General features: G+C 55.9%; 15 protein-coding genes. 7 read left to right on the top strand and 8 right to left on the bottom strand.

Annotated features, from left to right (window positions below):
• Positions 1-43: 43 nt before the first annotated feature.
• The 3 genes from ACFIO0_RS00275 to ACFIO0_RS00285 are packed head-to-tail and all read right to left on the bottom strand — an operon-like array spanning position 44 to position 2,222.
• Positions 44-598, bottom strand: a complete 555-nt coding sequence (locus ACFIO0_RS00275; protein ID WP_390912494.1) for a YbhB/YbcL family Raf kinase inhibitor-like protein — start codon at positions 596-598, stop codon at positions 44-46.
• On the bottom strand, positions 595-1,557 hold the full coding sequence (locus ACFIO0_RS00280; protein WP_390912496.1) for a YHYH protein: 963 nt from the start codon (positions 1,555-1,557) through the stop codon (positions 595-597). The genes ACFIO0_RS00275 and ACFIO0_RS00280 overlap by 4 nt, the downstream gene beginning before the upstream one ends.
• 23 nt (positions 1,558-1,580) lie before the next feature.
• Positions 1,581-2,222, bottom strand: a complete 642-nt coding sequence (locus tag ACFIO0_RS00285; RefSeq protein ID WP_390912498.1) for a PEBP family protein — start codon at positions 2,220-2,222, stop codon at positions 1,581-1,583.
• A 203-nt stretch (positions 2,223-2,425) separates the two neighbouring features.
• Between ACFIO0_RS00285 and ACFIO0_RS00290 the strand changes: the two genes are divergently transcribed.
• Positions 2,426-3,277 carry a polysaccharide deacetylase family protein gene (locus tag ACFIO0_RS00290; RefSeq protein ID WP_390912500.1) on the top strand — a complete coding sequence of 284 codons (852 nt, stop codon included), beginning with the start codon at positions 2,426-2,428 and terminating at the stop codon, positions 3,275-3,277.
• A 69-nt stretch (positions 3,278-3,346) separates the two neighbouring features.
• Here the strand turns inward: ACFIO0_RS00290 and ACFIO0_RS00295 are convergent, their stop codons facing one another.
• From ACFIO0_RS00295 to ACFIO0_RS00305, 3 genes are all read right to left on the bottom strand, one after another.
• Entirely contained in the window at positions 3,347-3,697 is a 351-nt protein-coding gene (locus tag ACFIO0_RS00295; protein ID WP_390912502.1) for a hypothetical protein, read from the bottom strand.
• A gap of 218 nt (positions 3,698-3,915) precedes the next feature.
• Positions 3,916-5,244 carry an ATP-binding protein gene (locus ACFIO0_RS00300; RefSeq protein WP_390912504.1) on the bottom strand — a complete coding sequence of 443 codons (1,329 nt, stop codon included), beginning with the start codon at positions 5,242-5,244 and terminating at the stop codon, positions 3,916-3,918.
• Positions 5,245-5,248: 4 nt separating this feature from the next.
• Positions 5,249-5,935 (bottom strand): response regulator, encoded by a 687-nt coding sequence (locus tag ACFIO0_RS00305; RefSeq protein ID WP_390912506.1) that lies wholly within the window; start codon positions 5,933-5,935, stop codon positions 5,249-5,251.
• 276 nt (positions 5,936-6,211) lie between these two features.
• On the opposite strand from ACFIO0_RS00305, the gene ACFIO0_RS00310 reads away from it, so the two are divergent.
• Positions 6,212-6,994: a MipA/OmpV family protein gene (locus tag ACFIO0_RS00310; protein ID WP_390912508.1), complete on the top strand. Its 783-nt coding sequence runs from the start codon at positions 6,212-6,214 to the stop codon at positions 6,992-6,994.
• Positions 6,995-7,001: 7 nt separating this feature from the next.
• Positions 7,002-7,598 (top strand): cytochrome b/b6 domain-containing protein, encoded by a 597-nt coding sequence (locus tag ACFIO0_RS00315; protein ID WP_390912510.1) that lies wholly within the window; start codon positions 7,002-7,004, stop codon positions 7,596-7,598.
• Positions 7,599-7,670: 72 nt separating this feature from the next.
• Here the strand turns inward: ACFIO0_RS00315 and ACFIO0_RS00320 are convergent, their stop codons facing one another.
• Positions 7,671-8,258 (bottom strand): NAD(P)H-dependent oxidoreductase, encoded by a 588-nt coding sequence (locus tag ACFIO0_RS00320; RefSeq protein ID WP_390912512.1) that lies wholly within the window; start codon positions 8,256-8,258, stop codon positions 7,671-7,673.
• A 115-nt stretch (positions 8,259-8,373) separates the two neighbouring features.
• Between ACFIO0_RS00320 and ACFIO0_RS00325 the strand changes: the two genes are divergently transcribed.
• Together ACFIO0_RS00325 and ACFIO0_RS00330 are read left to right on the top strand one after the other, a co-directional pair.
• Positions 8,374-8,949 carry a hypothetical protein gene (locus ACFIO0_RS00325; RefSeq protein ID WP_390912514.1) on the top strand — a complete coding sequence of 192 codons (576 nt, stop codon included), beginning with the start codon at positions 8,374-8,376 and terminating at the stop codon, positions 8,947-8,949.
• Positions 8,865-10,202, top strand: a complete 1,338-nt coding sequence (locus ACFIO0_RS00330; RefSeq protein ID WP_390912516.1) for a hypothetical protein — start codon at positions 8,865-8,867, stop codon at positions 10,200-10,202. Before ACFIO0_RS00325 ends, ACFIO0_RS00330 begins: the two co-directional genes overlap by 85 nt.
• Before the next feature lie 142 nt (positions 10,203-10,344).
• Here the strand turns inward: ACFIO0_RS00330 and ACFIO0_RS00335 are convergent, their stop codons facing one another.
• A complete protein-coding gene (locus ACFIO0_RS00335; RefSeq protein ID WP_390912518.1) occupies positions 10,345-12,459 on the bottom strand; it encodes an FAD-dependent oxidoreductase in 2,115 nt (704 codons plus the stop codon).
• Between the two features lie 319 nt (positions 12,460-12,778).
• On the opposite strand from ACFIO0_RS00335, the gene ACFIO0_RS00340 reads away from it, so the two are divergent.
• Positions 12,779-13,348 carry a hypothetical protein gene (locus ACFIO0_RS00340; RefSeq protein ID WP_390912520.1) on the top strand — a complete coding sequence of 190 codons (570 nt, stop codon included), beginning with the start codon at positions 12,779-12,781 and terminating at the stop codon, positions 13,346-13,348.
• 49 nt (positions 13,349-13,397) lie between these two features.
• On the top strand, positions 13,398-14,627 hold the full coding sequence (locus ACFIO0_RS00345; RefSeq protein ID WP_390912522.1) for a hypothetical protein: 1,230 nt from the start codon (positions 13,398-13,400) through the stop codon (positions 14,625-14,627).
• The last annotated feature ends 30 nt before the right edge of the window (positions 14,628-14,657 follow it).

Raw genomic sequence — 14,657 nt, forward strand, 5'->3', positions numbered from 1 at the left:
ATGATTTCGGCGGACGGCTGTGGCTGCCTAAGCACGAGCAAATCTAGTTTGTGAACGTGATCCGGGCGCTGTCGATCACCTTGTCTGCCAGACTTGCCGTTAACGCCGACCAGTCGACGGAAATCTCATCATTTTGCGGTAAATCAGCGAGCGGCGCGTTCAATGCGTAAACGGTGATTGTGTATTCATGCACGGCACCAGGCGGCGAACACGGGGGCGTATACCCGGTTTGCCGCGCGTCTTTGTCAGACCCTTCATCCCCGATGGACTGCGGATTGCCACGGTCGATGGCGCGGGTGTCCGCGGGAATGTTCCACAACAGCCAGTATTGGCTGGGCGCATCGCGTCCGGCGACAGCACCGCGTGGATAGTGGTGCATGATCACAGCGAGGCTTTGCGTGCCCTCGGGCAACGGTGACCATGCCAGCGGTGGCGATAGGCCGTCACCTCCGTCGCGCGTGCATTTCAGGGCGCTGGGCAATGCGCCGCCGTCCGTAATTTCAGAACTGGTCAGGGTAAAGTTGCCCTGCGCAAAGCCAGTTGTCGCCAGCGCGGCGCACAGGGTTGATACGGCACATCGATCCCAAAACCTGCTCATCGGCAGAACGCGCCGGTCATCAGTTCACCGTTGTTGGTGACGGTTTGCGTCGTAAAGTCGTAGCAACCGTCTGCATCTGCGGGGGCGTACCGGATGAAATAGGCTTTACCCTCATAGGTGTAATCCATGCTGCGCGTTCCGTCCTTGTTTTGCGTGAAAACAAGATCTTGGACCCCGCCGCGCGGTGGGCGGCCCGGTGACGCCCCGCCGCCAGTTGTGGCAGTCAGTGGACGGACACGTGGAAGTGCATCGAAATCGGGCACTTCGCCCATCAGGCACTGCACAATGTAGGGGGCATCCGGTGAGGTGTGATAGCGGTAGCCAAAGGTGTCGTCGGCTTGGCCGTTGCAAACATCCAGCGTGCCATCGGCGATCACGGACCCGTCGGGGTTGGCATCGCCGTAGATCGGAAAACCGTCAAAGGCCCAGCCGATGATCGCAGCATCACCCGCGTTGGCCATCTGTTCGATCATGCAGGTCGGTGCCGCGTGGTAGTGATAATCGTCGCCGCGTCCGGCGTGGCCACCACAGGCATCAAGCTGGCCGGTCTGGATCGTGTCGTGTTGGGCCTGATGGTGCGCAAGGTCGGCTTGGCTCATCTCGCCGCCGCCGGTGTAGTCGTAGATTGGCACGCCGTTCACCGCGACCCCCAAGGCCGCATCGCGGGTCAGGGGCGTGCTGGCGAGGGTGGGTGCCAGAAGGATCGGCGCTCCGTATTCTGCGGGCACGGGCACCTGTTCGTTTGTGCCGGTGATGCCGGTCATCATTTCATGGTCGGGGTAGGTGTCAGACGTGACGATCGCGTGGCTGTCGGTGCAAGTCACGGTGACGTCGCCGCCAAATCCCGCATCCGCGACGGACGCTGCAACTGCGTTGCAGTGGTCCTCGTGCGCGATGGCAAAGGTCGGGGCCGCGACAATCATAAACGTGATCAGGAGGATGGGTTTGGCAAAGCGCATACTCGGACTTTCATTTTGAACGGTCATTCAACGATCAGGCGGCACAGCACTGTGTTGCTTTGCTCTAGATCGGGGCCCCAGATCAATTCGGCGCCGTCGGACCAATCGATGTCGTCGTAGCCGTCTTTGGGGCCGACTTCGCTGGCGGAATAGACGTTGGCGTTTGGCCAGTCGGAGGCGTCAAAATCTGCCGTGTCCCAACCGTCGGGTTCCTCCGAACTTTCGAAGGTGCAGGCCCCTTTGCCGGCCACCGGGTCTGCTTGGTCTTCGCAGGATTTATCCAGCGGGGCGGCGTGAATAACGCGGCATTGCCAGCCATCATTGCTAACGGCCACCAGTTCGCCCGCAGCGTCCATAATTTGCAAAATCACGCCACCATCACCCATCTGCTGACGCCGCGATCCGATGTATTCAAGGCCGGTATCGTTTTCCTTGAAGTCCTTAGCAACCAGGCCAATCACGAACGGACGCTCGGCCTCGAAAGTGAAACTTTCGGCGTTGAACGACCGCTCTGTGGTGATCGGCACGCTGTCTTGTGCGACCTGCTGGCCGTTGATGCGCATTTCGAACCAGTTGTCGGCCCAAACGTCGGCGGACAGCGTTTCAGCCGTAAGAGGAAGCGAAGACGCCGCGAACATGGCCAACGCGGTGAAGGCGGGATGCATATCTGGATCCTTTTGATAGGTCTTTTATGTTTTACGTAGCAGCGGCTGTTTTCTGTCGGGGCAGCGCCATTCATTCGAATTTGGAGGGAAACCATCGCCAAGGTGTCATGGCGTTGATCGGCGGTTTTGATCGTTCACAATGCCTGCCATACAGGATGTCGAAGAGTGTTGCGCGCAGCCCCCTTTTCGATGGAAAGTGGCGCATGATTTTCAGAACCCTTGTCCCCGCCTTTTATCTGATTGCGGCGTCCTTTGTCGCAACAGCCCAAGCGCAAGAGATTGCGATCACGCTGGATGATCTGCCCTACATTATGCCCTCTCGGACGTCCCCCGCCGAAGGGCTCGCGCAGGTCGAGGCGGTCAATCGCGCGCTGGCCGCCCACAAGATCACCGCCACCGGTTTTGTGGTCGGTCGGCAGTTGAACAGGCGGAGCATTCCGGCACTGCGCGCCTTTGCGGATGCTGGGCACACAGTTGGCAATCACAGCTGGTCCCACCCGGATTATGGGAGGCTAACACTCGAAGAATTCCATGACGAAACGGCACGAACGGATGCGGCGATTTCTGAATGGTTGGGGGATGGTCCGCACCAATACCGGTTTCCTTACTTGCGCGAAGGGGAAACCGAAGCCGCAAAAACCGCAGCTGACGCGGTTCTGACAGGGCTGGGTTACGTGAATGTACCGGTGACCATCGACAATGACGAATGGCGGTTCAACGCCGATTATCTTACTGCCCTTGATGTCGGCGACAGTGCCGCAGCCAAGCAGATCGCCGCGCAATACATCGCGCATATGCAGGACCGAACGGCCCACTTTCAGACGCTCGCACAGGGGGCCCTTGGCCGGGATGTAAAACACATTTTGTTGCTGCATATGAACCGCATCAACGCTGATCATTTGGGTGATTTGCTGGATTGGTATGCCGCCGAAGGCTGGACGTTCATCACGGTAGAAAACGCAATGTCGGATCCGCTTATTGCCGCCCCCGATCTTTACGCCGGACCACGTGGCCTTTCGCAGATTGAACGGATGATGGGTCGCAAGAGCGAATAACCAACATCCAGTTTCGTAACGCACCGCCGAAAAAGGCGATGCTCTTTTGTCCGGATCACGCTGTTTTTGTCAACGGCACGTGGCACTGAGCCAAAGATCACCGTCGACATTCAGTTCATACTGCAACACGCCGTCATCAAGATAGTGATGGTCCGTGCCACGCCGCACAATGCCGTCTGGAATGTACTCAAGTGAAATCTCGCCGTGCTCTTTGGTTTGGAACGCAAAGGTGATGGTTTCGGATGTGGTTTGGATTTTGACCGAGCGAAAGAACTCCGGCATTTGGCCACCGGTTTTCTGGCAAACCTCATACGAGAGAGAAGGGGCCTGCCAGCTTGCAGGCGCGTCTTGCTGCATGGCATTTGCGAGTGTTCCTGCCAAAATGACCAGAGTGAGGGTTGGTGCGAGGTAGTTGTTCATGTCGTGTTCCTTGGTTTGAAAGGCGCGCATGTTGCAGTGCCATTCAGGGGTTTATCCACGTGTCGGCGCGGCTTTGCCGCTTTGCGGATGAAACCAAGGTAGAACGTCATTTTTTCTGGCGATTGTGTGGTTCGTAAACCTATGTAAAAGGTCCCGACGCCTCAGATCGTTTGCTGGCACCGACGGCACACGAGCATGGCGAATTGGGTGGTTTGAATTTAGGGTTCTAGCGTCGCTGGGTTGAGTGTTCGGGTGATTACAGCACGTTTTCCATGTGCGGATTTCATGTGCGGAAAATGTACCGTAACGGTCGAAACAGGATGTGCCGAAATGCTGACTTCAGCGCTGTGGGATTTTGCAATTCTCGACACCAACGGCAGCCCAAGACCGTAGCCCGACACGTTCTGTTTGCCTGGTCCTCTGTAGAACGGTTCGAACACCTTGCTTCGATCACTTTCCGGAATGCCGTTCCCATGGTCGATCACGGCAAGGGATACGCCGTCGCGGTGTGTCTCGGTTTTGATGCGTATGGGGTGCTGTCCGTGCCGCTCCGCATTGTCGAGCAAATTACGCACGAGATGTTGCAACATACGTACGTCGCCGGACACATGGGCGTCGCTCCCCTCAAAGGTGCAGCCTTTGGTTCTGGAACATTCTTTTTGTGCGATGTCCTTTAGGTTTACGGGCGCAAAATCGCCAATCGCAGACCCAGTGTCAAACCCAGTGTCAAATCGGGTCATGGTGATCAGATCATCAATCAGCGCATCCAGTTCCCGAATGTCTTGGCGCATTTCTGCCCTGCGCTCGGGCGTGTTTTTCGTTTCCAGCAACTCGATCCCCATGCGGATACGCGCCAAGGGCGTGCGCAATTCATGCGAGGCGTTGGCGAGCAGAAGCCTTTGGCGATTGACCAAATCCTCGATTGTCTCGGTCGAGCGATTGAAGCTTATGGCAAGTTTTGCGATCTCATCTGATCCATCGACAGTCACCCGCGCAGACAAATTACCTGCGCCAATTTTCTCCACGCCTTGCTGAAGCCGTTCAAGACGGCGGGTAATGCGCCGGGTAAGCGGGTACAACAAAAGCGAGATGACAGCGGCCAGAACGACGAAGGTGATCGTCGCGGCCAGTTCCTCATTTGGTAAACTCATGCGGTTAAGGTCAATGATCAAGACACGCCCGTCGCCTAAGGTGGTCATCCAACGCGTTTCCCCCTTGGTCGCTTGCCAATTGCCAACGGCAACATCGGGGACTGACCAGGGTGCCGCTGCCGCGCTCGCCGCGATTAGCGTTCCGGATGGGTCATAAAGCGTGATGTCAAAGGACAATTCCTCTGCGATTTGCACAATCCGGTTTTGCTGTTCACTTGCAGGTGCATCTGCCGCAGGCAACAACAGTTCGGCCAAGCCGGTCGTACGTTGAAACAGCGCGCGATTGAATTGGTCCTCGCCGATGGCATTCCATGCAAAGGACGCCACGACAGCGAACATGGTCAAACCCAAAAACGACACGGCACAGATTTGAAGGAAAAACCGGTTCCCCAGCATCAGATTAATCCTGTGACTTTGCAAAGACATAGCCAGCGCCGCGTACGGTGATCAGGCGCTTGGGATTTTTCGGATCAGCTTCGATGACATTGCGGATGCGAGAAACATGTACGTCAATCGATCGATCAAATGTTTCTATGTCGTGACCCTGAAGTTGGTTCATCAGATGGTCTCTTGTCATGACGCGTCCGGCCCCCTTTGCCAGCGCAACCAGGATCTGAAACTGATAGTTTGTGAGGCGACAGCGCTGGTCATCTAGGCGTGCTTGCATCGCGTCTTCGTCGATGGTTAGGCGTCCGAATGAAAGCACGTCTGAGCCAGCCAAATGCACGCCACGTCGAAGGATTGATTTCAACCGCGCCAACAGTTCGCGCGGCTCGAATGGCTTGGGCAGATAATCATCCGCGCCCAGTTCGAGACCGATGATCCGATCAAGCGGATCACCTTTTGCGGTCAGCATAATGACCGGCAGAGATGCCTCGATGGGTATGGCGCGAAAGACCTCGAACCCATCCATGTCAGGCAACATCAGATCAAGGATCAAGGCGCGAAACTGACCGGCCCTGATCTTGGCCAAGCCGCCTTTACCGGTTCCGGCGATGGTCACTGTGAAACCAAAATCTGACAGATATTCCTGCACCATCGCGGCCAGACGGGCATCGTCTTCTATCATCAGGATGTCTTCAGGCATCAGGGTTGATCCAATGTGTTTTGCAGCGAATTTGACGGCTGCAGGGTGTGTTCAATCTGCCGGTCGAATGCGTCTCGTGGGTTTCTGGCGCGTAAAGTTTTGTAAAGCAATCAGGTCTTTGAGGTGCGCAAACAAGCGACGGGCCGGCAGTTCGGACCTTAACAAAACTTTACCGCCCAGCAAAATGCGAGACACCGTTCAGCCGTAGCTTTGGGCGAGAAACGGAACAAACATCGATCTTTATTCGCAAACAAACCCCTCTCAAAGGTTCATTCAATGCACAAAATAGTAACTTTGACAGTCAGCACGGTTCTGCTGCTGCCCACAGGTGTTCTGGCCGATGAACACGACCAAGGCTGGTCCTATTCCATTGGCGCGGGGGCCATCTATGCGCCAACCTTTTTGGGCGATGATGACTATGAGGCGCAGGCCGTGCCAAATTTCCGCGTGACCTATGGCGACCGGTTCGAAGCATCGCTGGGCGGTGTTCGCTATAATGCACTGTCAGGCGGGCCGTGGCGTGCGGGGCCGGTGCTTTCATACGACTTCGGACGGGATGAGGATTCCGGCGACACCAATGATCTGCTGGGGCTAGGCGACATTGACGGAACAATCGAACTCGGAGGATTTGTCGCGTATGAGGCAGATCGCTTTTCGGCCAAACTAGAAATACGTCAGGGCGTTGATGGCGGGCACGACGGCATCACAGGCGAGGCCGAGATCGCCTATCGAGGAACCTTCAACGCCTTTGCCCGCCCAGCATTTTTCACAGTTGGTCCTGCGGTTTCTTTTGGCGATACAACTTTTAACAGCGCATTCTTTGATGTGGACGCAGCACAATCTGCCGCATCTGGTATCAGCCAATTTGATGCAGGCGGCGGGATCAATTCCTATGGTTTGCACGCGATGGCCGTTGTGCCGCTGAGCGATAAAACCGCGTTGGTCGGATTTGTGGAATACGACCAGCTGAGCGGCGACGTCGGCGGCTCTTCCATCGTTTATGAACGCGGATCAAAGGCCCAAACCACCGCGGGCATTTTCATCACCTATTCATTCTGAGATCGTTATGACCGACCAACACCAAGATGATCAGGCGACGGCCTATACGTTCGTTGCGCGCTGGATGCATTGGGCCATGGCGGTGTTGATCTGTCTCGCTCTCAAGTTCGGGTTTGTGATGGATGATCAATCGGGGACTGAATTGGCAAGCTCTCTGGCGCGACATTCCTCAGCGGGTCTATTGGTGTTGGGGTTCGCAATTCTGCGCGTTTTCTGGCGTCTGGGATATCCGCCTTCCCAGTTGCCAAAGACGGTTTCAAAACTCCAGGCGCTGGCCGCTTGGGCAGTCCACCTTGCGCTGTATGGCTTTATGCTGGGGGTCCCTTTGACGGGTATTTATGCAGCCGCTGCACATGACCTTGCTGTATTGTCGTTCTGGATGTTCGATTTGCGCGAAGGTGTCCAGTTTCTGGGGGTCGACAATTTCGAAACGCGCCGATCTGTCCACACCTTCGCAATGGATGCGTTCTTGGTGTTCCTGATCCTGCATATCGGCGGTGCGTTGGTGCATCAGTTCTATTTCAAGGATGACGTTTTGCGCCGCATGACGGGTCGAAAGAAAGCAGGGCAATCAACAGGAAACGAAGTGCGGCAAAAGTTCTAGCTTTGCCCAAACTAAGGTCCCCAGCCGACCGAACGACTTAGTCATGGACCACAGACAACAGCGCTGGATCGTTCAATCAGGCACCTTCAAAGAGACACCGGCCTGAAACGCGCGCTGCAACAATGCATCACGCCGCGCGTCTGATCCTTTGGACCCGTTCAGCAACACAAGCTCTCGATTCACAAACCCGAAGTAGCCAAAAGTGCCGTCAATCCATGCGGTTTCAATTGCCGTCTTGTATCCCAGCTCTTCCATTTCATCCGAACGCGCGCCGGCAGGTACAAGCAAAACACCGGTTCGCGGCCGCTGCAAAGATGTCTCGGGATCGTCCAGCTGATCATAGGCCCAGCCCCAAGACCAAACACGGTCAATCCAGCCTTTGGTCATCGCCGGCATCCCCCACCAGAACAGCGGAAAGACAAACCCGATAGCGTCGGCGCGACTGATCCGGTCTTGTTCTGCTCTGATGTCGGCGGGCACCTGACCAGACGCATCGCCGTCGATGTCAGCGATGGACCACCGTGGATCAAACTGTTCGCCATGCAGGTCGACCAATTCAGTCGAGTGGCCAACGCTTTCGGCACCGGCGCTAAATTCACGGGCGATGGCCGCGCTGAATGATTTGGGATCGGGATGATCAAGAAGAGTAAGAACGTGCATTGTTTGTCCGATAGCTATTGGCGGAACGAATAGCACCGAACGGCAAAGATGGTTACTTTAAAAACAACGGCGGCTTTGCACGCAGCCGGTGCGGGGTTAACGTAGGCGCGTGATTTTGGGAAACAAGAATTTGGCCGCCAATCTAAAGCTCAACCTGCGCCTTCGAAACGTTGCGGTTCTTTTGTGTACATTGCTAGGGTTTCAAATCGTCGCGATCCCTGTGCGGGCCTGTTCTGTGAACCAATCCGGTCCGATGCCCATTTGTGACGGGCTGACCATTGCCCCGGACACTGATGTCATCGTCATCCAAAGCAATATTGCAAACGCACAAACCAATGTCTTGCTGGGCGACAATGAACACTCGGCAAACCTGTTGAATGTTGTGATTGGTACGGTTGAGCGACCGGTAACAATTGTGGTTTCAAACTATAATGCATCGGTTCTGCGCTTTTCCGGCAATGTAGATCAGGTTGATCAGGTCATCACCATGGGCGCGCGGCGGTGGGGGTGGGATCATGTTGCCGTCACCGGCATCGATGCGCGCAAAGTCACATTTTTACCGGTTGTTCGGCGCCACCAAAATCCTGCATCCCAGAGCAGTATTTCATGGCTCCCAAGGCGGGCGTCACCTTTCCCCGAGGGCTGCCTATCGACCCCGAAATCATCCGGATGCACCCGCACGACTACATAGTTTCCGGCAGGCAAAGCACGCTACACATCCCTCGTAAAACACCACCTTCTGTGCGCCCTGAAAAGGGTCAGGCCGTGGATGCATCAGACTTTAAGTGGCCAGCTGATTGGCAAGAAGAGGTCGCACTTTACAATGACAGACGCGATGGTTTGGTCGCGTTCAACCTTGAACAGCCAATATCCCCAACGCCCATGTCGTTGGCCCAAAATCTGCCATCTTGGGCAGGCATCGCAGGATGGGTTGAAACCGGTAAAATCAGACCCGCAGGCGATTACAGCACCGACAAGGACTTGATCAAGTTCTCGGAGGCTTTCAACAAAAAGTATCGCACGCGCTTTGATCCCGAGTTCACGTTCGAGCCACCAATCGACTTTGTCATAACCCATCCCATGCGTGGTGAAATCCCCAGAGACTTAACAAAAGCGAACGGCAGGCCTGTCGTCTTTTTACGTCACCCGCGCATGCTGCCCGGACGCGAAAAAGGGGGCACCGGTAGATATTGTTTTCTTTCGATAGGTGACAAGCCTTCGCAACCAAGACGTTCTTCGGACAACAAGGCGTGGCGCGCGATGTGCACGCCGTCGCAGATTGGTCGCCAACAGGGGCTATCGCTGACGCTGGCGGCATTGCAGTTGGACGCCGCGATAAAACTCGAAAACCATCGCCAGTGGAAAACGCAGTTGTGTCCTTTGTTCGACATCCCGCACGCCGCCAAAGTGATCGTCTTATCGACCCAACATGGACGCACCAAGGATGGGCTGGCGTTTCGCCATTGCGGTTTTGAAACCTCGCTCAGAACCGTCAGTTCTGGTGATGCCAACGAAGTGCTTGGTCAGGGCATAGCGCCGTGTGAAGCCGGTGAATTGGACGTGAAAATTGACCATGAAGGCCCTGTGTTTTTGTTTTTGAAAGGCCGGGGCGCACTGAAATGGAACTTTGAGGTGTCAGCAAGGACTAAAATTGCTGGTGTTGTGAGTGTGAACAGCCGCCGTCAAATGGTCACTGGTTTGCCCAAGGGTACGCGGTATCACCAGTACAAACCGGGTGATCCGGGGCTGCCAGATCAATGCGGGAACAGCCTGTTGGATGTCAGTCCGGTGGCGGGTGGGCCTGCGATCAAGCTGTTTGAATTGATGCTGTCCCAAACGTCAGGACGCCGTATTGATTTGCTGTTCAACAAAGGTCTGCCACAGAATTTAGCACCCCAGGGGCCCGAGGAAATTCTGCACGACACGACCTTTGTCGTTCGGTAGCGCGGCCCCAAACGCGTTCACTGGGGCATTTTTGGCGAACGGCAACGCGGTTTGCACATGCCAAAATTACATGCATATCGCATCTGTAGGGTCGACACTGCGTACCTCGCCTACCTGCACAGGGTTTTCTGTTCTGACCTGTCTAGCCCGCCGAAGGGATGTATCCGTGGTCTTCTCGCAACGGCTCAGCCGGCACAGGCAGCTCAATGTTGCGGGCATAGGCATGACCGGAATAAACCGCCATCGCGATAAGCGACGGCGCAAGGCAATCGCCGATGCGCGTCACGGTTTGAATGCCCGCATCCGCCCATTGATCGTTCATTGCGTTTAGCGCGTGCCACAGGGTGTCATTGGGTGCGCGCGAGGTGACCATGATCAATCGCGCGCAAGCAATTTCGTGTTCCTGACCGCTGTAAACACACCCAAGCGTTACCGTGTCATCCGACATGCCCGTAACATTCATCAACGGCTTGATCGTGACGTTCTTTTCGATCAATCGCCGTTGAATGCGACCCTGCTCAAGCGTTTTTTCGGACCACGGTGAAACAACCGCTGATGGGGTCACGAACGTCACATTGTGGCCCGCATCAGCCAACAGTTCGGCCAGTACATTGGCCATGTAAAAACGGTCGTCATCGAAAACAACCACGGGGCCATCTGACGTTACCGCAGCGGCACCTTGGGTCATCAGATCGTCAGGTGTCAGCACGCGGGCAGGGTCCAGAAACGGCATCGCAAGGCGATTTGCGCGACCAACCCCATCGCGCCGCCACGTGGCACCGGTGGCCAGCGCAATATGAGGGGTGGCGTACTCCAACAGATCTTGCGCCGTCAGCGGGCTTTCCAAATAAAGTTCGGCGTTTGGAACCTGTTGCAGTTGCCAAAGCCTTGCATCGCGCACACGGCCCCATGCGGACAATCCCGGCAGCGCGGCCTCTAGGGTGACGCGACCGCCCCAAACATGCCCGCCTTCGGCAAGCGTCACATCTGCGCCGCGCGCTGTCAGGGCCCTTGCGGCTTCTAATCCGGCAGGCCCACCACCAACGATCAAAACCTGTTCTGGCTTGGCCAGTTTAGGGATGATTTCGGGATGCCACCCGCGGCGCCATTCCTCGGCCATCGTGGGGTTTTGCGTGCAGCGCAGCGGGCTTTCGGTGTTGTCGCCCATCACGCAAATATTGCAGCCGATACATTCGCGGATGCTCTCGATCTGACCGGACTGGATTTTATGGGGCAGGAACGGATCCGCAATTGACGGTCTGGCGGCCCCGATCAGATCAAGCTGTCCTTTTTTGATCAACCGCACCATCGTATCGGGCGAAGTGTAGCGCCCCACGCCCACCACAGGTTTGCTCGTGACGGATTTCACAAATCCGGTGTATTTTTCCTGAAACCCTTCATCGGAAAACCGCGACGTCTGGCTGTCATTTGACCAGTCGGACAGGTTCACATCCCAAAGGTCGGGCAACTCTGCGAGGGCTTCAATGATGTCGCGGGCCTCTGCGTCGTGCTGCATCCCGTCCGCGCCAAGCAGTTCGTCCACGGCGAGGCGCACAGCCACAGCGCAGGTATCGCCGACGGCTTCTTTGGTGTCTTCAATGACCTCTCGAAACAGGCGCAAACGGTTTTCGAACGACCCGCCATATTCATCCGTGCGCTGATTGTGGCGTGCCAGCAAAAAGTGATGCAGCAGCGTCATTTCATGGCCCGCATAGGCGTAGATGATGTCAAAACCCGCCTCTTTGGCCCGCTTTGCCGCCGCGACATGCCAGCCACGAAACGCGGCAATGTCGGCTTTGTCCATCATGCGGGCCTGAACCGGATCATCACCGTCCACAATCGCGCCGGTCGGGGCAAGCGGTGCGGCACGGGTGTAGCGGTTGGCCGAATGCAAGCCGTTGTGTGCGAGCTGGATCGCCGCCAAACTGCCATGTGCGTGAACCGCCTGTGTCACAAGACGCAGGGCCGGAATATCTTCGGCCCCCCAAAGGCGCGCCTGATTGGACGGGGTCAAATCCGATGTCGGGTGAATTTCGGTTTCTTGGGTCGACACCACACCCCAGCCACCTTCGGCTTTGATGCCACGCAAACGCGCTTCTGACTGCGGATATCGATGGCCCATACCTGTGCAATGGGGCACTTGATAGAACCGGTTTGGGGTCGTGACCGGACCAATTTTTACGGGTTCGAAAAGAACTTCGTATTGTGATTGTGCCGCGAGGGACGGATTTGATCGGGACGGCGAAGTGTTAGACATCTGGATCCGTGCTCTCGCGTTAGGGGACGGACAAACACTAGACGCAAAGCTGTTGATTGTTCAATCAAGCCGTCGATCGCGTTGGGTACGCGTCGCTTGGTTCGCCGCTTCCTTTTTTTGTCCCGAACTTGCAGGTGCTTAAGCAAAAACAATTGGCGGCGACATAATGCGCTGAAAAAGTAGACTTAGGGTGACCAGATGGTTACCCATTAGGGCAGGGTGCCAAGAGCCCTTGAGTGACAAAGGCTTGGTGGCCGATGTTTTTGAGCCAAAACGATTTTTATGACAAACCATAAACATCCAATTAGGAGACGTGCAGATGCCGAGCGCGCCACAGGCCATCCGACCCGTTTGGTCCCGCAGGCCCCGAATTTTGGGGATGGTTTTTCTAACGCTGACGCTGGCAGGCTGTTTGATTGGCGGTCTGACCCTGCGGGATTATTCGTCGTTTCAATCCTATCAGTTCAAGCAAACGCCGGGGCTTGGGTTTTGCGGTGACATCGACCGGGTGTTTTCGGCCGAGATTTCGCGTGACGCTGACGGGGCGATGACATTCGCGCATTCCATTCTGACCGTTGCGGGACGTGATCCGACGCAATGCGCAGGGGGCGTGGCCGCTGAACAGGGCTGCCTGCGAGCGACAGCACAAGCCACCAGACAGCTGAGCCAACAAGAAGCGGACCGTGTCGCGGCGGTCTTTTCAAACGTAAAATTCCACAAAAACCCAGATCCGATTTGCCGGGAGCTCGCCGTAGATCCCTGCCTGATTGAAAGACATTCGTGGGGCGATACAGAGCTAAGCGACTACATCTGCGGCGCCGACCGGATCGGCGATGAACAAAAAGCGCAGCTGCGCACGCTTTTGACCGATTTACGGTTCGGAGGCTGACAATTCCACATCTCTTTTCCCACGAATTTATTTCACACGGAGTTCCTGAATGAAAAATCTGCTGAGCATTTCAACCGCGGCCATACTGGCGTTCTCAAGTCCGGTATTGGCCGACGGATTTTACAATCTGTTCGGATCGCATGGCGACAAATGGGGCGAACTTACCTTCGAGGAAACCGTCAACACATACACCCTTTGGGTTTGGCCAAACGAAGAAGGTCAGGTGAATTATTACATCAACAACCCGACCGGTGGCAGCGACGGCTGGTCCAACGGTCCGTATGATGGCTATTTCACCGTCGATATGCCCGAGGAATTAACCCAGTCGTGCAACTACACGATCACGGATGAATATGGCTATACCTCAGATGTGTGGGGGGCGGCGCGCATGCGCTGGACCAGCGGGGACTCGTTCGTGCTGCAACGGTGGCAGTGCGACGGAACAGCGTTGGAACTCGAAGTTATCGGCCGATATGCGTTCGCACAACCCACTCCGCAATCCGTAGTGCCGGTCGCAGCGACCCTTGGTCTGCAATCCGACCGCATCCCGCTTAGCGTCAATGACCCTGCCCATACGGTTCAGGGGCTTGATAAAAATCCGGCAATCTATCTGGATGTTGATTTTTCGGATGGCACGTCGGGGGGGGATGACTATCAGAAATTCTCGGCCAGCAATATCATATTTGACGATGTATCGGGTGATCCCGATGACATTATCCAGATCAACTATTTGGATATCGATTACAACAATCCGGGTCTGGGTAAATACGCGGCGCAATTGACGTCGACGGGAAAAGGCGTGGGCACAGCGCAATTGCTTGTGTCGTTTCGCGACGCGCCACATGTGACAGCCGCAGTAACGGCCACTGTTGTCAGCGCAGTGCCACAGCTGAAAACGCCGGTCAGCGCAGCTTTGGCGTTGCAATCGTATCGCCTGCCGGTCAGCAACCGCGACGCTGCCTACACCGTGTACGGGCTTGACCTGTTTCCGGCGATTTTTGTCACGGCAGAGTTTGGTGACGGATCGTCGGTTGCAAATTCCTACCACCAAGACTTTGCAGACAATGTGATCATCGATGACGTCAGCGGTGATCCTTATGACCTGATCAAAGTTGTGCCATGGGCTGTCGACAACAACGCCCCACAGGGTCCAAAATACGCGGGCCAGTTAACCTCGACCGGTCGCGGGGCAGGCACTGCGAACCTGTTGTTGTCCTTTAAAAACGCGCCAGGTGTGACCGCGTCAATTGCCGTCACGGTTGTGAGCGGCTCAAATTAAAACGTGCCGGTCTGTGCCGACCAATCATCG

Source organism: Pseudosulfitobacter sp. SM2401, assembly GCF_042932805.1.
Taxonomy (GTDB): Bacteria; Pseudomonadota; Alphaproteobacteria; order Rhodobacterales; family Rhodobacteraceae; genus Ascidiaceihabitans.

Bases quoted from the DNA above. Each gene is read 5' to 3' on its own strand.
- ACFIO0_RS00285 (WP_390912498.1), bottom strand. From the start codon at position 2,222: ATGCATCCCGCCTTCACCGCGTTGGCCATGTTCGCGGCGTCTTCGCTT.
- ACFIO0_RS00320 (WP_390912512.1), bottom strand. From the start codon at position 8,258: ATGCACGTTCTTACTCTTCTTGATCATCCCGATCCCAAATCATTCAGC.
- ACFIO0_RS00280 (WP_390912496.1), bottom strand. From the start codon at position 1,557: ATGCGCTTTGCCAAACCCATCCTCCTGATCACGTTTATGATTGTCGCG.
- ACFIO0_RS00310 (WP_390912508.1), top strand. From the start codon at position 6,212: ATGCACAAAATAGTAACTTTGACAGTCAGCACGGTTCTGCTGCTGCCC.
- ACFIO0_RS00335 (WP_390912518.1), bottom strand. From the start codon at position 12,459: ATGTCTAACACTTCGCCGTCCCGATCAAATCCGTCCCTCGCGGCACAA.
- ACFIO0_RS00290 (WP_390912500.1), top strand. From the start codon at position 2,426: ATGATTTTCAGAACCCTTGTCCCCGCCTTTTATCTGATTGCGGCGTCC.
- ACFIO0_RS00300 (WP_390912504.1), bottom strand. From the start codon at position 5,244: ATGCTGGGGAACCGGTTTTTCCTTCAAATCTGTGCCGTGTCGTTTTTG.
- ACFIO0_RS00305 (WP_390912506.1), bottom strand. From the start codon at position 5,935: ATGCCTGAAGACATCCTGATGATAGAAGACGATGCCCGTCTGGCCGCG.
- ACFIO0_RS00295 (WP_390912502.1), bottom strand. From the start codon at position 3,697: ATGAACAACTACCTCGCACCAACCCTCACTCTGGTCATTTTGGCAGGA.
- ACFIO0_RS00275 (WP_390912494.1), bottom strand. From the start codon at position 598: ATGAGCAGGTTTTGGGATCGATGTGCCGTATCAACCCTGTGCGCCGCG.
- ACFIO0_RS00315 (WP_390912510.1), top strand. From the start codon at position 7,002: ATGACCGACCAACACCAAGATGATCAGGCGACGGCCTATACGTTCGTT.
- ACFIO0_RS00340 (WP_390912520.1), top strand. From the start codon at position 12,779: ATGCCGAGCGCGCCACAGGCCATCCGACCCGTTTGGTCCCGCAGGCCC.
- ACFIO0_RS00345 (WP_390912522.1), top strand. From the start codon at position 13,398: ATGAAAAATCTGCTGAGCATTTCAACCGCGGCCATACTGGCGTTCTCA.
- ACFIO0_RS00330 (WP_390912516.1), top strand. From the start codon at position 8,865: ATGGCTCCCAAGGCGGGCGTCACCTTTCCCCGAGGGCTGCCTATCGAC.